This is a genomic window from Acinetobacter ihumii, from assembly GCF_900625095.1.
Lineage (GTDB): Bacteria > Pseudomonadota > Gammaproteobacteria > Pseudomonadales > Moraxellaceae > Acinetobacter > Acinetobacter ihumii.
The window spans coordinates 316,818-340,375 of the sequence record NZ_LR130760.1 but is presented as its reverse complement, the minus strand read 5'-3'; the positions used below and the strand labels follow the sequence as shown (position 1 = coordinate 340,375).

Genomic DNA, 23,558 nt, shown 5'->3' with positions numbered 1-23,558 from the left:
GCAGCCCGATTTTATGGTCTTTTTTATTTATAATTTTAATGAAGATGACGAGAGAATCATCAGCAACTTTTTGTTTTAAACATATGAATGGTATCGTAGTGCTGTAACCATTCACGATGAATGACATGAAACCCCTGTTTTTGCCAGAAATATTCGGCAGCAGGTAAAAAAGGATGGGTATGTAGATAAAAATGTTGAATATGATGTTGTTCAGCATGTTGAAATAAGGCTTGGCACAGTTGTGATGCTAAACCTTGACGGCGATATTCAGGCTGTATGAATAGTTTAACCACTTCAACACTATTTTTAGGCAAGTCTAATTGAAAACGATGGTTATAAGCTCGATATGCCACCATCCCAATAATTTTGTTGAGATCTTTCACTACAAAACATGCGCCTTGCAGATGCTCAAGATAAGTTTGACTAAAATGAATCAGATCATGCGGCAGCTTAGACTGATAGACTTCTGGAAAAAGTAATTGGCGTGTATAAATAGCAAATTCAGTCGCTTGCTGTAGATCAATTTGCTGTAAGGGCTCAATCACTAAAGCCATGAGTAATCTGGCACCACAATGGTTTTATCCTGAATCATGGCTTCATGAAATTCGACATCGTAAACACTTTTTAAAAAGACAGGATCGGTCAGACGTTGGCGTGATTCTGGTCGAATAATTTCATGCTGACGCATAAAAAATAGTTCATCGGCAAATAAAAAAGCCAGATTAGGATCATGCATAATCGCAATTACGGTATAGTTCTGGCGAGAAAGTTGACGTAATTTTTTCATCAAATACGACTGATAATACACATCCAGATGATTGGTAGGTTCATCCAGTAAAATCACTTTGGGTGCTTGTACCAATATACGGGCAATCATCACTAATTGACGTTCACCGCCAGAAAGTTCGGTGTATGGTCGATGTTTTAAATGACTGATGTCCAATTCTTCCAATGCCTGATCTACCAAATATTCATCTTGCTTGGTCGGATGAAAATGGCTAAATGCAGCACGTCCTGTCAAAACCACATCTTTGACTTGAAACGGAAAAACGGTTTTATGAAATTGGGGTAAAAAGCCTAGAAGTTCAGCGCGATGCTTGCCTTTGTACTGATTTAGGCTTTTGCTGTGATATAAAATACTGCCGCTTTGTAAGGGTTCCAGACCTGCCATCAATCTAAATAGCGTGGATTTACCACAACCATTACGGCCCAAAATCACAGAAAATTGATGTTCGGGAAAGGCCAGATCGATATTTTTAAGCACCTGTTTTTGCCCATAAGCAAAGTTCAACTGATGAATATGGATCATGACCAATTCATCCTTTGGCTTTTCATGAGTAATAAAAAGAAAGGGGCGCCAAGTAGCATGGTAAAAATTCCAATCGGGATTTCAAAACTCAGTAAAACACGTGAAAAATTATCAATCAATAATAAGAAACAACCGCCCATTATCATGTTGCAAGGAATGGTGGCACGATGGTCAGGTCCAACCAACATCCTCACAATATGCGGCATAAATAAACCATATAAACTAATAATTCCTGCGGCAGCCACGGAAGCAGAGGTGCATAAGGTGACGAGTCCAATCAGCAAGATTTGTTCCCATTTGGGATTAATGCCCACAGCTTGCGCTTCTTCAGTACCGAGTGCCAGTAAATTGAGTCGCCAACGCATTAAAAACAGTCCAAGCAACCCAATTGAAATCGGTAAAACAGCATATTGTACTTTGTCCCAATTGGCCTGATGCAGATTGCCCATCGTCCATTGTACAATGGCTTGTAATTTAAAAGGATCACTGATGTATTGAATGATGGTCAAACCAGCCAAAAATAGTCCCGATACAATCATACCTGCCAAAATAATCATGACCAAAGAGGTTTGCTGTTCCTGTTTTTGATAGGCAAATAAGTAGGTCAGCAGCACAGCCGAAATACCAAAAATAAACGCCAGTAAATTGGGAGAATTTAAGTTAAAAGACAAAGCCAGTGCTGCACCAAATGCAGCCCCAGAAGAAATACCAAGAACATAAGAATCGACCAATGGATTACGAAATAAAGCTTGTAAACCATTGCCTGCGGTTGCCAGTGCAGCACCGACCATAAAGGTGAGTAGGATTCGAGGGAGACGTACATTCCAAAGAATGTTTTGCATCAGAGCATATTGTTCGGAAGCGATATAACTTCCACCAAATAGAGTTTGCCAGAACCAGAGCAGATAATCCTGATAACCCAATACATGACTAGGCCCAATTAATAATGAGCAAAATAGACACAGAACAGCTAAGACAATAAAGCCACTATAACGAACGAATGGACTTAACTGTGTAATAGATTCAGCACGCATCATATTCATGAGTGAGGTGAGTTTCATGGTGAGATCAGTGCCTGTGCTGCTTTAGAACCATATAACATGTTAAGCATGTCATATTGAGTGTCTTGCATGGTGCGGGATTTGGGCTGAGCATAAACCTGTTCATGCAAGTACAGGGCAGTGAGCACAATTTTAATCGTATGCGGATTATAGATAAAAGCTGGATTCAAATTAAACACTTTACGTTGTTGCACTGCTTTCAGTAGGCGTAATTCAGGACGTTGATAAATCAGTTGCGGATCTGTATTCCAGAGTACAATATTATCAGGATTCCATTCGATCAAGGTTTCTGGATTGACATTGGGTTGATTGGTCTTGGTTTGAACAATATTTTTAGCACCTGCCAATTCGATAAAATCATTGGTAATCGACTCAGTGCCAGAGGTTGAAAAAATGCGCCCACCTGACCATGCATAATAAATGCTTTGTCGATGCGGTTGTTTTGTAGTATTACGCTGGATTTCCGCAATTTTTTGATCTGAATAGTGCAGGATTTTATTTGCACGTGTCGTGGCCGCAGTTAAAATGGCTATTTCAGATAATTCTTCTTTAACCTGTGCATAGGTCGAAGATTCCATAATATAAACCGCGATACCTAATTTACGTAATAGGGCAATGGTTTGTTTTTCTCCACCGCCCATGATGACTAAATCAGGTTGCAGCAATAACAGACTTTCGATATTGGTGGCATGACTGCCTTGTGAGGGGCTTTGAATTTGTTTGGCTTGAATGCGTGAATCTAAAATCGAATAGGCTTGATACAACATGGGCTGCTGATAAATTTCTGCTGGAATACCGACAATTTTACTGCCCTGATTCAGCATATATAAACCGTCACAGCCTGATTCAAATAGGCACACAATACGTTGGGCAGGATGATTTAATTTGACAGTGTGACCAGAAGAATCAACCACACTGAGAATAGAAGGTGATGCTGTTGCCTGAGTCGATTTAATCTCTAAGGACTGCTTGTTTTCTGAAACAGTTTGAGGCTGACAAGCTGTTAAGATCATTCCCAAAAACCAACAACTGCCGAGCGTGATTCCTTTTGAGAATGAAAACCGAGACCGCATCAACTTAGAATGTCCATTGTACCGAGAGCGATGCATTTAATGGATCACCTGGTTGTATCCACATGTCGCTATAACTTTCCACATAATAGGTTTGATCAAATAAGTTATTCACATTGAGTTGATAACGTAACTGGCTATTCGGTTCATAATAGGCATTTAAATTGACCAAAGTATAATCGGGTAATTCAAAACCAGTGCTTTGCGTCCCATTCCGTTTCCCGACATATTGCACATTGCCACCAATGCCTGCTTTGCTGGCAGCCTGCTGTAAAATCACATAGTCTAGTGCCAGATTGCCGCTATGGCGAGGAATATTATTGAGTGCAGTGCCCTTGGCAATCGTGGTGTCTTTATGAATTTCAGCATCGGTATAGCTATAGTTTGCCAATATATGCAGTCGGTCTGTTAGTTGGCTTTGTAGATCCAGCTCAACACCACGACTTAAAGCTTCACCTGCGGCATATTGATAATTTGCATCGTTGGGATCAGTGGTCAGCACATTACGTTTTTTCATATGAAATAAGGCGAGACTAATGAGGGATTGCTCATTGAACTGATATTTCGTTCCGACCTCATAACTTTCACCTTTTTCGGGATCAAACACTTGCTCACTCGCGTCTGTACCACTATTCATGGCAAAAGAGCGGCTATAGTTAGTATAGAACGAAAGCTGATCATTCCATTTATAATTGATACCCGCACGCGGTGAGGCTTGATAAAAGGTTTTATCTGTGGCGCTATTGGCTTTGTAATTATCTAGTGACTGTTTGACTTGATCAAAACGAGTTCCGATTAACACACTCCATTGATCATTCAAAAACATTTGATCCTGAAGATTGAGTGCAAAATAGTCCTGCTGTTCTCGGGTATTGGTTTGTAAGCCCATGCTTGGCAAATAGAGTCCATATTCGGGTTGATACACGTTGATTTGATTGATGCAGTATCTCGCACCAGAATATTTATAATCACAACGTAATTGATACTGGTCTGAAGTCAGTTGTCCTGCTTCAGTGCTGATTAGAATTTCATGACGCGCCCAATTCGTATTCACTTTTCCTAACAGTTCAGCCTGCGCCAATAGATCTTTAGTGAAATAATCCCGATAGCGGCGTTGTCGATTTAAAGTTTCACCGTCTGCTTCAAATGATTTTGGCTCAGTTGAAAAACCTTTCATTGAGCCTTGTTTATAACTGACAGCACTATTGAGGTTCCAGTCATCATTCCATTCATGCGCCAGACGCAGTTGATAAAACTGATCACTGACTTTCATGTCACCATCGTCTGGTTCACCTGTAAAGGTTTTTGGATTCATTAGAATTTGACCTTGATAGGCACTTATCCCACGATCAAAGGTTCCTTTTTGCTGAGTGATTTCACTGTCAAAATCCAGTTGTGTGTGATCCGATATTTTCCAGCTTAACTGTGGTGAAAAAAACCAGCGATCACTGCTGACTTCATCACGAAAGCTTTGATTGTCTTCATGTGCCATTGCAAAACGATAGGCCAGTTGATCATTCAGTGGGGCAGTATATTCAAAGCTACCCCGATATTGCTCATCGGTATTGGCGCGTAAATAGATTTGTCCTTGCGGCTGCCATTGTGGTTTTTTGGTGGTGATATTTAACAGTCCGCCGAGTTCACCACGACCATATAAGGCTGCTGCGGGGCCTTTTAAAAAATCAAGAGATTCAATATTGACCATATCGCGTGGTGCGCTCAGTCCACGATTGAGGCTTAAACCATTGCGGATACTGGCTGCGCCCAAATTAGGATCTGTAGCAAAACCACGAAAAGAGTAATTGTCCCAAAAACCACCGCCATAATTATTTTGTGCAAATACACCACTCACCAGATGAATGGCATCTTCAATACGCTGGCTATCTTGTTGTTTTAAAATGTCTTGAGAAAGAGAGCTACGACTAAACGGAATATCTAAAACGTCATGTGCAAATTTGGTCGAGGCTGTGGAGATTTGTGGATCTTCCAGATTTTGATTGGCTTGTAAGGTAATGGTAGAAAGAACATTCGGAGCAGAATCAGCCCAACTGAGGCTAGAAATCGTAGAAAAACCAATCAATGACGACAGCAAACAATATTTATGCTGCATAAATCCCTCAATTAACAAGACAAAAAATAATAAGTGAAATAGTATAACATTTCTTAAGCGCCATTTAATCAAAGTCATGACTAAAATCACTCCTATTTCTCGACTGCATTCAATCGACGCTTTACGCGGTTTGGTGATTTTGATCATGCTACTCGATCATGTACGCGAGACATTTTATTTACATCAGCAGGTCAGTGACCCCATGCAGGTTACGGAAACTGAACCAGCATTGTTCTGGAGTCGGATATTGGCACATTTATGTGCGCCAGTTTTTGTATTACTGACTGGCATGTCTGCTTATTTGTTTCAGCTAAAAAGTCAAAGTATTGAGCAGACTCGAGATTTTTTACTCAAGCGTGGTTTGTTTTTAATTGGACTAGAACTGACATTGGTCAATTTTGCATGGACAGCCACTTTTCCACCCAATGTGATTTATTTGCAGGTCATTTGGGCAATCGGTCTGAGTATGGTGGTTTTGGCACTGTGCATTGGATGGTCGAAAAAGATTCTGCTCAGTCTTGGATTATTGATCATTTTTGGGCATAACGTATTGGATCATTCGAGTTTTAAAGGCATTCCGATTCTTGAGCATCTCTGGTTGATTCTACATCAGCGTGGCTGGATTGAATTGAACACATTGCGTATCCGAACCTCCTATCCAGTATTACCATGGATTGGGATAATTTTTATCGGCTATGTTCTAGGACAGTTTTTTCAGCCTAAGTTCAGTACGCAGCAACGTGATCGCTATTTAATCGGGATAGGTCTATCCAGTGTATTGTTATTTGTACTGCTACGCTGGATCAATGTCTATGGTGATCGACCATGGCAAATTTACGATTCATATCATTTAACTCTAATGAGCTTTTTTAATCTCACCAAGTATCCACCGTCGCTACTTTTTATTTTATGCAATATAGGAATTGGGCTGATTGTGCTCGTTGCATTTGAACGACTCGTTCAGGCAAGGTTTACTCGGGTATTAGGGGTATTCGGTTCTGTACCAATGTTCTTTTATTTACTGCATTTATATGTGTTAAAGCTTTTATATGTGTTCTGTGTCATGCGCTGGGGAACGGGTGTATCAGGCTATTTTTCTGTTTCAAATGTGACTCAGCTCTGGCTAATCAGCATCGTACTGACTTTTGCGCTTTATCCCGTGGTGAAAGCATTTTCAAATTTTAAACATAGTCATAAGCACATGACATGGTTAAAGTATTTTTAGCTGTGTGATACAGGATGATGACTAATTTTTGAATAAAATCAATATTTTTCAGCTAGTGGGGCGAGCGACTATAACGCCCCATATTGTTGCCAGCTTCCTGCATTCGGAAGCGAATCATAATAGCCTTTTAGCATATCAAGTTCATAATATTGCACTGCTGCTAAGGCAATGAGCGCAACAATAAACACGATTTTCAAAATGTAAAGACGATGAGGATGCTGATAAATAGACGGTAAGCCAAATACAGTCAGACAAATTGAAGGAATAAGAACGACGGCTTTAAGATGAGTCAGAAACATAAACCCGTAGGTATATACTAAACCTACCACTAAAACCAATAAGCCAAGCCCTGCCAAATTGCGACTTCTTTCAGAATTACGTAAAGCGAAAATACTTTGTAGTGCAAGCACCAAAACAGCAAAAAAATAAAAAGGCGTACCACCAATAATCACGTTATAAGTTGCGTTTAAAGCACAGTAAATTCCAATCATTGCCACGATTAGAAAATACAATGCTGCATAAAGTTTATGCGAAACGTCACTTACTTTTGACATAGCCAAATTTATCTTCCTGCTAGTATGAAAACTTGTGATCAGAATAATCCTTTTAAATCATGACTTCTATTTTTTGGATGTAAATAATGTATAACGCTTGTTGATTTTTTCATCGTTGTTATGTTCGTTTTATCATTTTTTATACTCATTGTTCATGTTGTACCATGCTTCATTGGGTTTTGTACTTAAATGGGAGCAATGAGAGCAAGTATATTTAAAGAATAGGGCTTATGTTCTTTGGAAGATGCCTGAATGTCTTTGGATTAAAATTTCCCCGCTTAGCAAACTATGTCAACAAAAAAGGATGAGTCGAAACTCATCCTTTAGTATTTACAGCGGTTTAATTATTCAGCGGTTGCAACTTCAGGTTTGGCAATTGCAGCTTGCTTCATGGGAGTGTAGTTCAATCCCAGTGTTTGACTGGTGTATTGACGTACTTCATTCAACAGGGCAGGATTGGTACTTAATTCCTGTTGATAAGATTTTACAATCTCATGCAGCTTCGGATTCCATTTACCTGCAACTTGTTGAGGGAATGCTTTTTCCATTAAATCCAGCATGATGTAAGGCGATGTAGACGCACCCGGTGAAGCACCCATTAATGCAGTCACAGAACGATCTTGAGAAACGAAAACTTCGGTACCAAATTGTAACTTGGCTGGCTTGCCTGGTTCTTTTTTGATGACCTGTACACGTTGACCGCCCTGACTCAGCTTCCAGTCCTCAACTTTGGCTTCTGGATAGTATTTTTTCAGTTCATTAAAACGATCTGCATCACTCATCATGACTTGACTGACCAGATATTTGACTAAATCCAGATTTTCCAAACCAATGGCAGTCATTGGCAATACATTGTTTTTGTTGGTTGAGTTCAACAAGTCAAATTGAGTTCCCTGTTTTAAGAACTTATTTGAATAAGTCGCAAATGGTCCAAACAATACATATTTTTTACCGTCAATATAACGCGTATCAATATGTGGAACGGACATAGGCGGAGCACCTAAGTCGGCACGTCCATAGACTTTGGCGGTATGTTGAGCTGTAACTGCTGGATTATCCGTCATCAGGAATTCACCACCTACTGGAAAACCTGCATATTGTTTCGATTCAGGTAAGCCTGTCATTTGTAGCAATTTGACAGAAGCACCACCAGCACCGATAAAGACAAAACGAGTTTTTACATGATCAACTTGATTGGTTTTTAGATTTTTAAAACCCACCGTCCATGTTTTATCTGCGTTTTGGCTAATGCCTGTAACTTCGGTAGAGGTCGCCAATTTAAAGTTAGGATGCTGATTTAGATTGCTCACCAACTGCGTGGTAATTGCACCATAGTTTACGTCAGAACCAACATCCATCCGTGTTGCTGCAACTTTTTGTGATGCATCACGACCTGTCATCACTAAAGGTGCCCATTGTTTGATTTCGTCTTTGTTTTCGGTAAATTTCATACCATAAAACATAGGATTTTGGATCATGGCAGCATAACGTTTTTCTAAAAACTGAACGTTATCACCCCATACAAAGGCAATATGTGGAACTGGATTAATAAAGCTTTTAGGTTGACCTAGTACGCCATTTTTAACTTGATATGCCCAAAATTGTTTAGCAATTTCAAATTGTTCAGCCACTTTAACTGCTTTGGAAATGTCCATTTTACCGTCTTTTTCTTCGGTATAATTCATTTCCATAAAGCCTGAGTGACCAGTACCAGCATTGTTTAAGCCATTTGAACTTTCCTGACCGACTTGATCAAGACGTTCATACATGCGAACTTGCCACTGAGGTTCAAGCTCGGTGAGATAGGTTCCCAATGTTGCACTCATAATACCGCCACCAACAAGTACCACATCAACGACTGGATCCTGACTGGATGTTTGAATCGGTTTAGAACTTATGGGTCTGAATAAAAAAATAAGCCCTGCAATTAAAACAATAATAATAACTACCAACAGGTATTTTAAAAACTTTTTCATACGATGAAGTACCCAAGCTAGAGATGCTCAAGCATCGTCTATTGGTGAAGATAGAATATCGGCAAATAAAAAATAAAAGCTGGAAATGTAGGGAATTAAATTTCAAAGAGAGGGATATTAAATGCGTAAATGGAGTTCAAAACATCCATTTTGCATTTTTTAATTCACACATACATTTCCATTGGGCTGGTATTTTAGACGCATTGCTGATTGACAATCGAATTTTAAATGGAAATGACTTTTGGTTTATAATAAACACATTTGATATACAAAAAATCCTTATTTTATTCATAAGCTTGCAAAACTTGAAAAGTGTAGTTTTGTGATACAGTAAACGAAAAATGAAGAAAATGACCAAAAAATAGAAAAATCGGTAATGAAACGCCGTTGTTTGTTCGATCATTGTGATTAAATTTTATAGATCGAACATAAGTAATAATGAGCTCATGTTCGATCATATTTTTATCAATTATGAAGCACGATAAAAAGGAGCTTGTGAACGAAGCAGTGGTGTTTTTCCACGAATTTGATCGGCAATTTTTTCAGCCATCATAATGGTGGTGGCATTCAAGTTTCCTGTAATAATCAGCGGCATAATGGATGCATCAATGACACGTAAACCTTGCATACCATGTACACGACCTTGATGGTCAACAACTGCCATTTCATCTTCCCCCATTTTACAGCTACATGAAGGGTGATAAGCCGTTTCTGCATGTTGACGTACAAACTCATCCAGTTGCGCATCGGTTGTGAGTGCTTTACCCGGACTAATTTCTTCACCACGGTAAGCATCGAGTACGGGTTGTTGCATGATTTCACGGGTAATCCGAATGGCTGCACGGAACTCCTGCCAATCTTGTTCAGTCGACATATAGTTGAACAAAATGCTTGGATGTTCAAAAGGGTCTTTAGATTTAAGTTTGATTCGACCCCGTGAAGGTGAACGCATTGAACCGACATGGGCCTGAAAGCCATGTTCGTTTACTGCATTACTGCCATTATAATTAATGGCGACAGGTAAAAAGTGATACTGAATATTGGGCCACTCAAACTCATCTGAAGAACGGATAAAGCCGCCCGCTTCAAACTGATTACTTGCCCCAATGCCTTTGCCTAAAAATAACCATTCAGCACCAATGGCGGGTTGGTTATACCATTTTAAAGCAGGGTAGAGCGAAACGGGTTGTTTACATTGATATTGTAGATACATCTCCAAATGATCTTGCAAGTTTTCACCTACACCCGGCAAATCATGCACCACCTCAATATCCATCGATTTTAAAAATGTGCTTTGCCCGACACCTGAACGTTGTAAAATTTGTGGTGAAGCAATGGCTCCTGCGCTCAATAATACTTCTTTATTGGCAAAGACCTTTTTCAAATCATTTTTATTTGCACCCTGAATATATTCCACCCCAATGGCTTGCTTGCCATTGAACAGAATTTTATGGGTCATGGCATGAGTAATGATGGTTAAGTTTGGACGATCTTTAGCCATATCCAGATAACCACGTGCAGTACTTGAGCGTCGTCCATTCTTGGTCACAGTCCGATCCATTGGACCGAAACCTTCTTGTTGATAGCCATTTAGGTCATCAGTGCGCGGATAACCTGCCTGTACACCAGCTTCAACCATGGCATGAAATAACACGTTATTGTCATTTTTGGGTGTAGCAACACTGACAGAGCCATCCCCGCCATGATAATCACTACCACCAATATCGCGGGTTTCTGCTTTTTTGTAATAAGGTAAACAGTCAGCATAGCTCCAGTTTTCTAATCCTTTGAGCTTTGCCCAGCCTTCCAGATCCATGGCATTACCACGGATATAACACATGCCGTTAATTAAAGACGAGCCGCCTAAACCTTTGCCACGACCACATTCCATGCGTCGATTATTCATGTGCGGTTCAGGATCGGTTAGATAGGCCCAGTTATAGCGACGACCTTGTAATGGATAGGCGAGTGCAGCAGGCATCTGAGTGCAAAAACCCAGACGATAATCGGGTCCACCCGCCTCTAAAAGCAACACGGAAACATCGGCGTCTTCAGTTAATCGTGCTGCTAACACATTGCCTGCTGAACCAGCACCAATAATAATATAATCGTAAGATTGAGTCGTCATCACTATTCCTTAATATTGTTGGTGTCATGCCGCTTAAGCGGTCATGACTTATGATTTTGAGGAAAATAAAAAGAATAAAAAACTAAGTTAAAACACGCTCTGATAATCACCCAGTTCAACTTGAACAGATTTAGTGCGGGTATAATGATTCAGTGTAGATATTCCATTTTCACGTCCAACGCCCGATTGCTTATAGCCACCCACAGGCATTTCAGCAGGAGATTCTCCCCACGTATTGATCCAGCAAATACCAGCTTCTAACTGATGGATAATACGATGTGCCTGAGAAATATCTTGTGTCACTACGCCAGCTGCCAGACCAAAGTTAGTGTTATTGGCACGCTGAATAGCCTCTTCAATGCTGTCGTAACTTAAAATACTCATGACTGGACCAAAGATTTCCTCTTGTACAATCTTCATGTCATCACGGCAATTTGTGAAAATAGTCGGTTGTACATAGGCACCCTGAGCCAACGCCGCCGCCGTTGCACGTTCACCGCCGATCAGAAGTGTTGCACCTTGTTGCTTGCCCGATTCGATATAAGACAACACTTTTTCCATATGTGGAAAGCTGACCAAGGGGCCAAAGTTGGTTTCAGGATGAAGGGGATCACCCATTCGAATCCGTTGGACACGTTCTACCACCGCCTTTTCAAAATCAGACTTTAGGGACTGGGGAATAAATACCCGGGTGCCATTGGTACAGACTTGACCAGAGCTAAAGAAATTCGCCATCACCGCAATATCTGCGGCACGGTCAAGATTGGCATCTTCACAGATAATCAGGGGTGATTTACCCCCAAGCTCCATAGTGACTTCTTTAAGGGTTGAACCTGCGGCACTGGCCATGACTTTTTTGCCCGTTTCTACCCCCCCTGTAAATGAAATCTTTTCAATCACAGGATGTTCGGTCAGCCATTGCCCAATTTCACGGCCAACACCTTGCACCACATTAAATACACCAGCAGGAAGTCCAGCCTCAGTATAAATTTCAGCAAGTTTAAGTGCAGTCAGTGGCGTCACTTCACTGGGTTTAAAAATCATGGCATTACCAGCCGCAAGGGCAGGCGCAGATTTCCACAGCGCAATCTGGATGGGATAGTTCCAAGCACCAATACCTGCAACTACGCCTAAGGGTTCACGGCGAGTATAAAAAAAACTGCTGTCGCGTAACGGGACTTGTTCACCCTGAATTGCGGTTGCCAGTCCAGCATAGTATTCAAGTACATCCGCACCTGTAACAACATCTACTGTAGAGGTTTCGCTATAGGCTTTACCTGTGTCCAGCGTTTCAAGTCGTGCCAGTTCATCATTACGTTCACGTAATAGATCGACCGCACGACGTAAAATTCGTGAGCGTTCTACCGCAGTTTTTGCTGCCCAAATTTTTTGACCTTCAACAGCACTTTTTACCGCAGCTTCGATGTCTGCTTGGGAGGCTTGTTGAATGGTGGCAATCACTTCACCTGTCGCAGGATTTATGCTGTCAAATGTTTTACCACTGCTTGCATTGACATATTGTCCATCAATATACAAACCATAATGTTCAATATTACTCATGCGCTGTTTCCTCTTGTCTTTGGTTCATCCGCATTCGGCGTTTTGAGCCAGTTGCAACTGCATCTCGACATAGTTATAGGCAATACTTCGTGCCAGTTCACTGTCAAATTCAGCTCCACTGGTTAAACTGCCACGCAGCCATAAACCATCAATTAATGCCGCTAAACCACGTGCTGCAATGCTAGCCTGCTGCTTGGGTATCAATGCCAAAAAGTGAAATTTCAAATTAGAATAAAGCCGTTGGTCATTGATTCTTTGCAGCCGTCCCAACTCTGGCATGTGCATACTGGCTGACCAAAAGTCGAGCCAAATACGCATTGCGCTTTGATTGACCTGACTAATGTCAAAGTTTGAATCAATAATGGCTTTAATCATATGTTCTGGCTTTGGATCTGGAACTTGTGCTTTGTATTCAGCAGTTTTTCGCTGTAATACATTCAGCATGTCCAACATACATGCGTGAATTAAACCCTGTTTATCGCCAAAATAATGACTCACAATACCCACAGAAAGCTGTGCTTTTTTTGCAATTTGGGCAATAGTGGTATTCGACAAACCGACTTCTGCAATCACTTTGTAAGTCGCATTGATAATTTCTTGTCGACGAATATGTTCGGGTTTAACTTGGCGTTTGTTCATGTATAGCCCTGGAAAATAAAGGATTTATCAAATTCACTACCTGAGGCAGTTGAAATGATCTAGTTACTATACCTTATTATTGATTGAACGTTCAATCAATAATAAGGTATAGTAACATGACTTAACCGTTGCAGCATGTATGAGATATGTGTTGGCTAGGGTAATTCGGATATTGACGGCTTTATCTTTCACAAGGTGATATAACTTTGAAAAGTAAACAGCTTTTCATTTTATATACACAGATGATCTAGATTTATGTAGACAGATCACCAATGATGTGCCGAATACTTCATGTTGTTTGTAATTTGAAGGGCTAGGTCAGTTGTGAGTTAAATTGGAACAAGTGAAGTCTTTTTTTAAGGTTGCCTGAATTTCGTTGACTCAAGTCCAGCCTCTCCATACCAACAGCGACTGATATAAATAGCGATGCTCGCCATTTTATTTATTTTAAATTTTTCTTGAGGATTGTATGGCAACAGATAATCCAAGAGCAGTTGATGATCAAACGACTCATCCAAAAGATCGTTTAAATCGTGTGGTCTTTTACGTTTCTGCGCTTATTATTTTAATATTTTCACTCACCACGATTTTATTTAATGACTTTGCCAATCATGCATTAAATGCAGTTTTGGGTTGGGTTAGTTCAACCTTTAGCTGGTACTACTTGCTCGCCGCAACCTTATATATGGTGTTTGTGATTTTTATTGCCTGCTCCCGTTATGGCAATATCAAGCTTGGCCCAAAACACTCCAAACCTGAGTTCAGCCTGTTGAGCTGGTCAGCGATGCTGTTTTCAGCAGGAATCGGCATTGATTTAATGTTTTTCTCTGTCGCAGAACCTTTATCGCATTATATGCATCCACCTGTGGGTGAAGGGCAGACTTATGAAGCTGCACGTCAAGGTATGGTTTGGACCTTGTTTCATTATGGTTTAACCGGTTGGTGCATGTATGCCTTAATTGGGATGGCATTGGGTTATTTTAGTTATCGCTATAACTTACCACTGACTATTCGCTCTGCTTTATATCCAATTTTCGGTAAAAAAATTAATGGGCCTATTGGTCATAGTGTAGACACCGCAGCAGTCATTGGAACAATTTTTGGTATTGCAACCACCTGCGGTATTGGTGTCGTACAACTGAACTATGGACTACACGTCTTATTCGATTTACCTGAAAATTTATGGATTCAAACGGCACTGATTTTAGTCGCGGTGATTATTACTATTATTTCAGTCACATCAGGTGTCAATAAAGGGTTAAGAATACTTTCAGAAATCAATATTTACGTCTCTGTCGGGCTCATGTTGTTTATTCTATTTTTGGGCAATACTGAATTTTTACTGAATGCTTTGGTGCAAAATGTTGGTGACTATTTAAGTCGTTTTCCAAGTTTGGCATTAGAGAGTTTTGCATTTAATCAGCCTAAAGAATGGATGAATAGCTGGACGCTATTTTTCTGGGCTTGGTGGGTCGCTTGGTCGCCATTTGTTGGGTTATTTTTGGCACGTATTTCACGTGGTCGGACTATCCGTGAGTTTGTGTCTGGAACACTCATTATTCCTTTGTTATTTACCTTAACTTGGCTGTCTATTTTCGGAAATAGTGCCTTACACAATGTCATCTTCGATGGCAATATTGCACTTGCTGAAACCGTTTTGGTCAATCCTGCGCATGGTTTTTATGACTTATTGGCACAGTATCCGTGGTTTCCATTCATCGCAGGTGTGGCGACCATTACTGGATTATTATTTTATGTGACCTCAGCAGATTCAGGTGCATTGGTATTGGGTAACTTTACTACTCAATTTACCAATATAGACCATGATGCGCCGCGCTGGCTCAGTGTGTTTTGGGCTGTGGCGATTGGGCTTTTGACTTTGGCCATGTTGATGACCAATGGTATTACCGCACTGCAAAACGCCACGATTATTATGGGACTGCCGTTTAGTTTTGTGATGTTTCTCGTGATGGCTGGACTCTATAAATCATTAAGACTAGAAGATTATCGCCAAGCCAGTACCAGTTTAAATGCTGCACCCGTCGTCGGTAATGTTGATATTTTAAACTGGAAGAAACGTTTATCTCGCGTCATGCATCATCCCGGAACATTTGAAACCAAACGCATGTTGAATGAAATTTGTCGTCCAGCGGTACAAGCTGTAGCCGATGAATTGCAAAAACGCGCGGTACAAGTCGATGTCGTCGAAGTTCCCTTAGAGGAAGATCAAGAGTTATATCATCTGGATATCACGATTCACTTGGAAGAAGAACAGAACTTTATTTACCAGATCTGGCCTGTGCGTTACATCGCACCAAACTTTAGTGAACGTGGCAAGCGCGGTAAACAGTTTTATTATCGTCTGGAAACTTATTTATATGAGGGTTCGCAAGGCAATGATCTGGTCGGTTATACCAAAGAGCAGGTGATTAATGACATTCTGGATCGTTATGAGCGACATATGACCTTCTTGCATATCAATCGGATTAGTCCGGGTAATCGTCCACTGTTTCCAGATCCAAAAGCATAGGAGTGAAATAGAATGCTAACCCCCTATATTCATTCATTTGCCTTATTCTTCTCTTTGCTCAATCCATTTCTGATGAGCATTTACATGATTGGCATGATTCGTAATTCAGAAGCTAGAGTTTTTAATAAAGCTCTGATTCAGGGCTGTATCATTGCCTTTGTGGTGTTTGTGCTATTTGCTTGGGGTGGGGAAACGATCTTTAGTAAATATTTGAATGTACGTTTTGAGGCGTTTCAGATTTTTGGTGGACTGATCTTTTTGGTCATCGGTTATCGTTATGTATTTCAAGGTGCTGACACGATAGGAGAGATGCGCGGTGCGCCTGAACATTTGGCGGGAACCATCGCCATGCCATTTATGATTGGACCCGGAACCATTAGTGCGGCTGTAGTCACAGGGGTAGGTTTACCGATCGGTGGTGCAGCCATCATTATAGCCTTAACCTTGACGGTTACTTGTAGCTTACTCATCTTGATGAAATTTGCGCATGATCATTTACGTTATAAACATGCCAAATATATTGACCGTTATGTCGATATCGTCGGGCGATTATCTGCATTGCTGATTGGAACTATTGCAGTCGATATGATCATTACAGGTATTGTCGGCGTAGTTGGTGATTTTCCAGTGCTCGCTTCTTAACTTCACCAGGGTATACGTCTGGATCATTATTCTTATCAATGATCCAGAAATGTTGATCTTAAAATATTTGAAATTTCTTCTTTTAATGGTTTAAGTACGGTTATGGTGGTGCTGTTTGAGTTTCCTACTAAAAATAGCGAGGATTGATTCAAAATTACGCTTAACTTTTAACTTATTTTAAAGAATTTCTACATTTGCCGATCTAAACATTTTTTTCTTGTGAGAAAAGGATCATAATAAATAGCTTATGCTATTGTTTCATAGAGCCAGATAAAGATGTCTCCATTAGATCAAATCACTCAAGCAACGGATGAACAATCTGAACTTGCAATGTCAGTCCTTATGACTCCTGATATGGCAAATTTTTCAGGAAATGTTCATGGTGGAACAATTCTCAAACTGCTTGATCAAGTCGCCTATGCCTGTGCCAGCCGCTATTCGGGAAGCTACGTGGTGACTCTGTCAGTCGATAAAGTGACATTTAAAGAGCCGATTTATGTGGGTGAATTAGTCACATTTATGGCATGTGTGAATCATGTAGGTCGAACCTCTATGGAAATTGGGATTCGTGTCGAAGCACAGGATATTCGTAAAAGAAGTATTCGTCATACCAATAGCTGCTATTTTACCATGGTGGCAGTAGACGAAAATGGTAAGCCACAACGGGTGCCTGCTTTAAAATTAGATAATGATTTAAAATTATGTCGTTTTGAAGCAGCAGAGCAGCGTAAAAGCAACCGTTTGCAGGAAAGTACCCAACCTTCTTGTAGCATGTATCGCAATACCTAAGAGTCTACTGAAAAAGGAAATGTTTAGACTTTTCTAAGTTTTCAAATAAAAAAGCATCCATATTAAATAGAAAAGACCGCGAAAAGCGGTCTTTTTTAAGCTTAACTTTCTTATGTGAAAATTAACGCTTGATGTCGCGTTGAGTCTCACCCGTATAAAGCTGACGAGGACGACCAATTTTGTAAGGAGCACTGTGCATTTCTAACCAGTGGCTGATCCAGCCAACAGTACGTGCAAGAGCAAAGATTACTGTAAACATGGTAGTTGGGATACCAATCGCTTTAAGAATGATACCTGAATAGAAGTCAACGTTCGGATACAAGTTACGCTCGATAAAGTACGGATCAGACAGCGCAATACGCTCAAGTTCCATAGCAAGTGCAAGTTGCGGATCGTTAATACCCAATGCTGCAAGCACTTCGTCACAAGTTTGTTTCATGACTTTCGCGCGTGGATCGAAGTTTTTATAAACTCGGTGACCGAAGCCCATCAGTTTAACTTCTTTACGTTTTACTTTTTCCATGAATTCAGCAACGTTTTCAACGCTACCAATTTCATCAAGCATTTTCAGTACAGCTTCGTTAGCACCGCCATGCGCAGGGCCCCAAAGTGCAGAAATACCCGCAGAGATACACGCATAAGGGTTTGCACCCGTTGAACCTGCTAAACGTACTGTAGACGTTGATGCATTTTGTTCGTGGTCAGCATGTAAAGTAAAGATGCGATCCATTGCTTTAGCAAGTACAGGATTCACTTGATAGTCTTTATCAGCAGGTGTCGCAAACATCATGTAAAGGAAGTTCTCAGCGTAATTTAAATCATTACGTGGGTACATGAATGGTTGACCAACTGTGTACTTATAGCTCCACGCTGCAAGCGTTGGAATTTTTGCAATTAAGCGAACAGCTGTAATTTCGCGATGGTTTACATCTTCAATATCTAACTGGTTGTGATAGAACGCAGATAAAGCACCGACAACACCGACCATGATCGCCATTGGATGTGCATCACGACGGAAACCATTGTAGAAGCGGCTAACTTGGTCGTGAACCATGGTGTGAGCACGAACTTTTTTGTCAAACTCTTCTTTTTGCTCTGGGCTTGGAAGCTCGCCATTTAATAACAGATAGCAAGTTTCTAAATAATCAGTTTGCGTTGCAAGTTGATCGATAGGATAACCGCGATGTAACAAAATACCTTTGTTACCATCAATGAATGTGATTTTAGATTCGCAAGAAGCGGTTGCCATAAAACCAGGATCAAAAGTAAAGTGACCTGAGGCCAATACATCTTTAACGTCAATTACATCTGGGCCTAATGTGCCGCTGTAAATTGGTAATTCAATTTCTTTGCCATCAAGCTGTAATACGGCTTTTTTGCCAGTTGCTTCAGACATTCAATAGATCTCCTGTCCTGGTGAATGTTAATCTGACTCGAAATTAATCTTATCAAGCGCGAATCAGACGGATCAAAATTGCTATAAGATTAGAGGCTGTTGTGATTTTGTCAATCATACTTATGGATGAAAAACATTTGATCCATAGGGAGATATTCCATGTGGCTAACTCAGAAAAAACTGAATAAAATCACAGTCTCGACGGGCTATAATAAGTCAAATTTATGATGTCGTGCAGAAAAAAATGAGGCCTGAGGAGTAAATTGTAAGCAAATTTATTATGTGCTAGCACAATTTCAACCTAAAACAAAATGACATAATTTTCCTAAAATGAATGAAATCCGAGAACTTAGCGAGTGGAGCAATACGCTTTTTTGACCTTGTATTTAAAAACGTAAAAAATGAAATGAGCTAAAAAAGGTGATCTGATTGATTAAAAAATAGCTTGTTGAGTTTTGCTTTTTGCTCAATCCATTATCGTTATCAAGCCAAAATCTCGTATTTTGTGTTGATTTTTTACTCAGATATTGTTTGCCAAGCCAGCACATAGGCGAATCATAGCGTGAATAAGTTGCTCTTTCTTCTCAGTTTGTAGCTAAACTTGGGGTTGATGCTGCATTTATATTTCTAATTATCTGTAATCAGATGGATTAATATTTGCTCAAAGTGTTAAAAATTTACAAAAAATCAAATGATGAGATTTTGCTGAAATTTTTATTTTCATCTTTTAGTCTTAGATAAAAAACCATGCATTTGAATCATAAAAATATTACATTCAAAAGTTAAATCATAAAAATGAAGAGGATAGCGGTACTCTATATTGCTATCACAACGATAAATATAGATCCACACTTGTGAATGATTCTTATTTCATGATTTTTTTAGAAAAAAGCCAAATGTGACTGTTTGTATTTTGATATTTGACGTTTTATAATTCGGTGTCGTTTATTAAGTTTGGGCATTTGCTTGCCTAACAATGCCAGCTTTCCTTCGAATTAATTCAAACAAACTCCGGCTGGAGTTTTTACCTACAGGATGCCCGCTGTGAAAAGCAACAGACCTGTCAATTTGTCCATGGGTCAGGTGTTAGCGGTAAATTTACGCTCACCCGTGGCTATTGCATCAATCTTACACCGTCTTTCTGGTGTGATCGTATTCTTATTAATTCCTGTTCTTTTATGGATCCTAGATAAATCTTTATCTTCACCAGAAGGATTTGAATACGTTAAAAATGTCATTTTCGGAAACTTTTTCGTACGTTTCATCGTATGGGTATTTGTAGCGGGTTTAATCTTCCATTTTATTAATGGGATTAAACATTTACTTGCTGACCTTGGTTTTGCTGAAGAACTACAAAGTGGTCGCACTGCAGCTACAATTTCATTGATCTTGTCTGTGATTGGTATTCTCGCAGCATTCGTATGGATTATGTTCTAATGAAAAGTGCTACAGGTTTAACAGGTTCAGGTTCTCGCGATTGGTTTATCCAGCGTGTGAGTGCAGTCGTGTTGGCGGTTTATACCGTGGTGATTTTGGGCTGGATTCTGCTTCATAGTGGCTTTAACTATGAACAGTGGTCGGGCTTTATGATGACGTTGCCAATGAAGATTTTATCTTTGCTGTCAATTTTATCATTGGCTGCACATGCGTGGATTGGGATGTGGCAAGTATTTACTGACTATGTAACTACTCGTCAAATGGGTCCTTCAGCTTCAGGTTTACGTCTAGTACTTACATCGGCTGTCATTATTGCAGTGTTTGTATTTGTAATCTGGGCAATCCAGATTTTCTGGGCAAATTGATAGGAAGAGATCATGGGCGCGATAACCCCTAAAGAAGATTATTCAAATATCCAAAACCTCACTTTCGATGCTGTCATCGTAGGTGGTGGTGGTTCAGGTATGCGTGCTGCTTATCAACTTGCTCAAGCAGGTTTGAAAGTTGCTGTACTGACCAAAGTATTTCCGACACGTTCGCATACTGTTGCTGCTCAAGGTGGTATTGGTGCATCGTTAGGTAATATGCAAGAAGATAACTGGCATTTCCACTTTTATGACACAGTAAAAGGTTCTGACTGGTTAGGTGACCAAGACGCGATTGAGTTTATGACGCGTGAAGCACCAAAAGTTGTTTATGAGCTTGAACACTTGGGTATGCCTTTTGACCGTAATGCCGATGGTACAATTTACCAACGACCATTTGGTGGTCACTCTGCGAACTATGGTGATAAACCAGTTCCACGTGCTTGTGCTGCTGCTGACCGTACGGGTCATGCGCTGTTACATACGCTATATCAAAGCAACGTCAAAATGGGTACTCAATTCTTTGTCGAATGGATCGCTCTTGATCTGATTCGCAATGAAGAAGGCGATGTACTTGGTGTGACTGCTTACGATCAGGAAACGGGTAACGTTGCAGTATTCCAAGCCAAAGCAACCTTGTTTGCGACTGGCGGTGCAGGTCGTGTTTATCGTGCTTCAACCAATGCTTACATCAATACTGGTGATGGCTTGGGTATGGCGGCGCGTGCAGGTATTCCATTGCAAGATATGGAATTCTGGCAATTCCACCCGACAGGCGTAGCTGGTGCGGGTGTATTGTTAACCGAAGGCTGTCGTGGTGAAGGTGCGATTCTTCGTAACAAAGACGGCGAACCATTCATGGAACGTTATGCGCCGACTTTGAAAGACTTGGCTCCACGTGACTTCGTTTCACGTTCTATGGACCAGGAAATTAAAGAAGGTCGTGGTTGTGGCCCTAAAGCGGATTATATCTTACTCGATATGACGCACTTGGGTGTGGATACCATCATGAAGCGTTTACCATCTGTATTTGAGATTGGTAAAAAATTCGCAAACGTGGATATCACCAAAGAGCCGATTCCTGTTGTACCAACCATTCACTATCAAATGGGTGGTATTCCGACCAATATTCATGGTCAGGTTGTAGTTCCAGTTCCAACTGAAAATCTGCATTTGGAAGCTCACTATAACAACGACACTAAAGAATATACCTTTGAAACCAACTGCGAAGACTTTGTAAAACCTGTCAAAGGCTTCTATGCAATTGGTGAGTGTTCTTGTGTATCGGTACATGGTGCTAACCGTCTAGGTACCAACTCATTGCTTGACCTTGTCGTCTTTGGTAAAGCAGCGGGCGAACATATTATTGATTATGTCACTAAACATCATGGTGATGATTACGCGCCACTTCCAACAGATGTTTTGGAAAACACGCTTAAACGTATTCGTCATTTAGATGATTCAACTTCGGGTGAAAATGCACAAGAAGTTGCGGATGAGATCCGTGAAATTGTTCAAAACCACGCAGCAGTATTCCGTACTCAGGAATTGCTTGATGAAGGTGTAAAACAAATTCTTGCGATTGAACCACGTGTTCGCAATATTCATTTGAAAGACAAATCTAAAGTATTTAACACTGCACGTGTTGAAGCTTTAGAAGTTGAAAACTTGTATGAAGTGGCGAAAGCAACCTTGATTTCTGCGGCTGCTCGTAAAGAGTGTCGTGGTGCGCATACGGTTGTCGATTATGAGTTACCACCTGATCATCCAAACTACCCATATGGTCGTCGTGATGATGAGTGGATGAAACATACACTTTGGTATTCGGCAGATAACCGTCTTGAGTACAAGCCAGTGCGTTATAGCCCACTGACTGTTGACGCGATTCCACCTGCACCACGTACATTCTAATCAGGAGAATAAAAGATGAGTAGAGGTACTCGTACATTCGAAATCTACCGCTATGATCCTGATAAGGATAAAGCACCGTACATGCAAACTTATAAGCTAGAGCTAACCGACAAGCATCGTATGTTGCTTGATGCGTTACTTGCGCTGAAAGTGCAGGATGAAACTCTGACTTTCCGTCGTTCATGCCGTGAAGGGATCTGTGGTTCTGATGGTGTGAACATTAACGGTAAAAATGGTTTGGCTTGTTTATGGAATTTAAACGATTTACCTGAAAAAATCGTGATTCGTCCATTACCGGGTTTGCCAGTGATTAAAGATTTGGTTGTAGATATGAACCAATTCTATGATCAATATGACAAAATTCAGCCATTTTTGATCAACAATCAGCCTGCACCACCAAAAGAGCGTTTACAGTCTCCTGAAGAGCGTGAACACTTGGATGGTTTGTATGAATGTATTCTGTGTGCATGTTGTTCAACATCATGCCCATCGTTCTGGTGGAACCCAGATAAATTCTTGGGACCATCTGCATTGTTGAATGCGTACCGTTTCATTATCGATTCGCGTGATACAGCAACTCAGGATCGTTTGGCTCGCCTTGATGATCCGTTTAGTTTGTTCCGTTGTAAAGGTATTATGAACTGTGTATCCGTTTGTCCTAAAGGGTTAAACCCAACCAAGGCAATTGGTCACATCCGTAATATGTTGCTTGATCAAGCAGGCTAATCCTGCATTGATTTAAAAAAGCGCACATGTTTCATGTGCGCTTTTCTTATATGGATCGATGCGGTTATTTGTATTTTTCATGATTACGCGGTTAATGATTGAAAGAGCCAGCATATAGATTTTATGCCTC

General features: G+C 40.5%; 19 protein-coding genes. 8 read left to right on the top strand and 11 right to left on the bottom strand.

Features of this window, described 5'->3' with window-relative positions; translation table 11 throughout:
- Positions 1 to 59: 59 nt before the first annotated feature.
- From E0D95_RS01510 to E0D95_RS01490, 5 genes are all read right to left on the bottom strand, one after another.
- Complete coding sequence (locus E0D95_RS01510; protein ID WP_130802219.1) at positions 60 to 554, bottom strand: GNAT family N-acetyltransferase; 495 nt, start codon at positions 552 to 554, stop codon at positions 60 to 62.
- The gene (locus E0D95_RS01505; RefSeq protein WP_130802218.1) at positions 545 to 1,309 is read right to left on the bottom strand and encodes an ABC transporter ATP-binding protein; all 765 of its coding nucleotides are present in this window, start codon (positions 1,307 to 1,309) and stop codon (positions 545 to 547) included. The genes E0D95_RS01510 and E0D95_RS01505 overlap by 10 nt, the downstream gene beginning before the upstream one ends.
- Positions 1,306 to 2,370 carry a FecCD family ABC transporter permease gene (locus E0D95_RS01500; protein WP_228258819.1) on the bottom strand — a complete coding sequence of 355 codons (1,065 nt, stop codon included), beginning with the start codon at positions 2,368 to 2,370 and terminating at the stop codon, positions 1,306 to 1,308. Before E0D95_RS01500 ends, E0D95_RS01505 begins: the two co-directional genes overlap by 4 nt.
- Positions 2,367 to 3,383: an ABC transporter substrate-binding protein gene (locus E0D95_RS01495; RefSeq protein ID WP_431830730.1), complete on the bottom strand. Its 1,017-nt coding sequence runs from the start codon at positions 3,381 to 3,383 to the stop codon at positions 2,367 to 2,369. Before E0D95_RS01495 ends, E0D95_RS01500 begins: the two co-directional genes overlap by 4 nt.
- Positions 3,384 to 3,447: 64 nt before the next feature.
- Entirely contained in the window at positions 3,448 to 5,550 is a 2,103-nt protein-coding gene (locus E0D95_RS01490; RefSeq protein ID WP_130802216.1) for a TonB-dependent siderophore receptor, read from the bottom strand.
- Positions 5,551 to 5,626: 76 nt separating this feature from the next.
- On the opposite strand from E0D95_RS01490, the gene E0D95_RS01485 reads away from it, so the two are divergent.
- Positions 5,627 to 6,775: an acetyltransferase domain-containing protein gene (locus tag E0D95_RS01485; protein ID WP_130802215.1), complete on the top strand. Its 1,149-nt coding sequence runs from the start codon at positions 5,627 to 5,629 to the stop codon at positions 6,773 to 6,775.
- Positions 6,776 to 6,843: 68 nt separating this feature from the next.
- Here the strand turns inward: E0D95_RS01485 and E0D95_RS01480 are convergent, their stop codons facing one another.
- The 5 genes from E0D95_RS01480 to betI all read right to left on the bottom strand — a co-directional run bounded on the left by E0D95_RS01480 (position 6,844) and on the right by betI (position 13,632).
- On the bottom strand, positions 6,844 to 7,329 hold the full coding sequence (locus tag E0D95_RS01480; protein WP_130802214.1) for a hypothetical protein: 486 nt from the start codon (positions 7,327 to 7,329) through the stop codon (positions 6,844 to 6,846).
- 344 nt (positions 7,330 to 7,673) lie between these two features.
- Positions 7,674 to 9,305, bottom strand: a complete 1,632-nt coding sequence (gene mqo / locus E0D95_RS01475; RefSeq protein WP_130802213.1) for a malate dehydrogenase (quinone) — start codon at positions 9,303 to 9,305, stop codon at positions 7,674 to 7,676.
- A 469-nt stretch (positions 9,306 to 9,774) separates the two neighbouring features.
- A complete protein-coding gene (gene betA / locus E0D95_RS01470; RefSeq protein WP_130802212.1) occupies positions 9,775 to 11,433 on the bottom strand; it encodes a choline dehydrogenase in 1,659 nt (552 codons plus the stop codon).
- 87 nt (positions 11,434 to 11,520) lie between these two features.
- Positions 11,521 to 12,993 (bottom strand): betaine-aldehyde dehydrogenase, encoded by a 1,473-nt coding sequence (gene betB / locus E0D95_RS01465; protein ID WP_130802211.1) that lies wholly within the window; start codon positions 12,991 to 12,993, stop codon positions 11,521 to 11,523.
- A gap of 24 nt (positions 12,994 to 13,017) precedes the next feature.
- A complete protein-coding gene (betI, locus tag E0D95_RS01460) occupies positions 13,018 to 13,632 on the bottom strand; it encodes a transcriptional regulator BetI (protein ID WP_130802210.1) in 615 nt (204 codons plus the stop codon).
- Positions 13,633 to 14,101: 469 nt separating this feature from the next.
- On the opposite strand from betI, the gene E0D95_RS01455 reads away from it, so the two are divergent.
- The 3 genes from E0D95_RS01455 (at position 14,102) to E0D95_RS01445 (ending at position 17,593) form a co-directional block, all read left to right on the top strand.
- The gene (locus E0D95_RS01455) at positions 14,102 to 16,162 is read left to right on the top strand and encodes a choline transporter (protein WP_130802209.1); all 2,061 of its coding nucleotides are present in this window, start codon (positions 14,102 to 14,104) and stop codon (positions 16,160 to 16,162) included.
- A 12-nt stretch (positions 16,163 to 16,174) separates the two neighbouring features.
- Entirely contained in the window at positions 16,175 to 16,804 is a 630-nt protein-coding gene (locus E0D95_RS01450) for a MarC family protein (protein ID WP_130802208.1), read from the top strand.
- Between the two features lie 276 nt (positions 16,805 to 17,080).
- Positions 17,081 to 17,593, top strand: a complete 513-nt coding sequence (locus tag E0D95_RS01445) for an acyl-CoA thioesterase (protein ID WP_130802207.1) — start codon at positions 17,081 to 17,083, stop codon at positions 17,591 to 17,593.
- 121 nt (positions 17,594 to 17,714) lie between these two features.
- Here the strand turns inward: E0D95_RS01445 and gltA are convergent, their stop codons facing one another.
- Positions 17,715 to 18,989 (bottom strand): citrate synthase, encoded by a 1,275-nt coding sequence (gltA, locus tag E0D95_RS01440; protein WP_130802206.1) that lies wholly within the window; start codon positions 18,987 to 18,989, stop codon positions 17,715 to 17,717.
- A 1,035-nt stretch (positions 18,990 to 20,024) separates the two neighbouring features.
- Here gltA and sdhC point away from each other — a divergent pair.
- From sdhC to E0D95_RS01420, 4 genes are read left to right on the top strand one after another with little or no spacing between them, the layout of a single operon-like run.
- Entirely contained in the window at positions 20,025 to 20,426 is a 402-nt protein-coding gene (sdhC, locus tag E0D95_RS01435) for a succinate dehydrogenase, cytochrome b556 subunit (RefSeq protein ID WP_130802205.1), read from the top strand.
- Entirely contained in the window at positions 20,426 to 20,791 is a 366-nt protein-coding gene (gene sdhD / locus E0D95_RS01430; protein ID WP_130802204.1) for a succinate dehydrogenase, hydrophobic membrane anchor protein, read from the top strand. The genes sdhC and sdhD overlap by 1 nt, the downstream gene beginning before the upstream one ends.
- 12 nt (positions 20,792 to 20,803) lie before the next feature.
- A complete protein-coding gene (locus E0D95_RS01425; protein ID WP_130802203.1) occupies positions 20,804 to 22,702 on the top strand; it encodes an FAD-dependent oxidoreductase in 1,899 nt (632 codons plus the stop codon).
- A gap of 15 nt (positions 22,703 to 22,717) precedes the next feature.
- Positions 22,718 to 23,428 carry a succinate dehydrogenase iron-sulfur subunit gene (locus tag E0D95_RS01420; RefSeq protein WP_004990705.1) on the top strand — a complete coding sequence of 237 codons (711 nt, stop codon included), beginning with the start codon at positions 22,718 to 22,720 and terminating at the stop codon, positions 23,426 to 23,428.
- Positions 23,429 to 23,558 lie beyond the last annotated feature (130 nt).

Bases quoted from the DNA above. Each gene is read 5' to 3' on its own strand.
- E0D95_RS01510 (WP_130802219.1), bottom strand. From the start codon at position 554: ATGGCTTTAGTGATTGAGCCCTTACAGCAAATTGATCTACAGCAAGCG.
- E0D95_RS01505 (WP_130802218.1), bottom strand. From the start codon at position 1,309: ATGATCCATATTCATCAGTTGAACTTTGCTTATGGGCAAAAACAGGTG.
- E0D95_RS01500 (WP_228258819.1), bottom strand. From the start codon at position 2,370: ATGAAACTCACCTCACTCATGAATATGATGCGTGCTGAATCTATTACA.
- E0D95_RS01495 (WP_431830730.1), bottom strand. From the start codon at position 3,383: ATGATCTTAACAGCTTGTCAGCCTCAAACTGTTTCAGAAAACAAGCAG.
- E0D95_RS01490 (WP_130802216.1), bottom strand. From the start codon at position 5,550: ATGCAGCATAAATATTGTTTGCTGTCGTCATTGATTGGTTTTTCTACG.
- E0D95_RS01485 (WP_130802215.1), top strand. From the start codon at position 5,627: ATGACTAAAATCACTCCTATTTCTCGACTGCATTCAATCGACGCTTTA.
- E0D95_RS01480 (WP_130802214.1), bottom strand. From the start codon at position 7,329: ATGTCAAAAGTAAGTGACGTTTCGCATAAACTTTATGCAGCATTGTAT.
- mqo (WP_130802213.1), bottom strand. From the start codon at position 9,305: ATGAAAAAGTTTTTAAAATACCTGTTGGTAGTTATTATTATTGTTTTA.
- betA (WP_130802212.1), bottom strand. From the start codon at position 11,433: ATGACGACTCAATCTTACGATTATATTATTATTGGTGCTGGTTCAGCA.
- betB (WP_130802211.1), bottom strand. From the start codon at position 12,993: ATGAGTAATATTGAACATTATGGTTTGTATATTGATGGACAATATGTC.
- betI (WP_130802210.1), bottom strand. From the start codon at position 13,632: ATGAACAAACGCCAAGTTAAACCCGAACATATTCGTCGACAAGAAATT.
- E0D95_RS01455 (WP_130802209.1), top strand. From the start codon at position 14,102: ATGGCAACAGATAATCCAAGAGCAGTTGATGATCAAACGACTCATCCA.
- E0D95_RS01450 (WP_130802208.1), top strand. From the start codon at position 16,175: ATGCTAACCCCCTATATTCATTCATTTGCCTTATTCTTCTCTTTGCTC.
- E0D95_RS01445 (WP_130802207.1), top strand. From the start codon at position 17,081: ATGTCTCCATTAGATCAAATCACTCAAGCAACGGATGAACAATCTGAA.
- gltA (WP_130802206.1), bottom strand. From the start codon at position 18,989: ATGTCTGAAGCAACTGGCAAAAAAGCCGTATTACAGCTTGATGGCAAA.
- sdhC (WP_130802205.1), top strand. From the start codon at position 20,025: ATGCCCGCTGTGAAAAGCAACAGACCTGTCAATTTGTCCATGGGTCAG.
- sdhD (WP_130802204.1), top strand. From the start codon at position 20,426: ATGAAAAGTGCTACAGGTTTAACAGGTTCAGGTTCTCGCGATTGGTTT.
- E0D95_RS01425 (WP_130802203.1), top strand. From the start codon at position 20,804: ATGGGCGCGATAACCCCTAAAGAAGATTATTCAAATATCCAAAACCTC.
- E0D95_RS01420 (WP_004990705.1), top strand. From the start codon at position 22,718: ATGAGTAGAGGTACTCGTACATTCGAAATCTACCGCTATGATCCTGAT.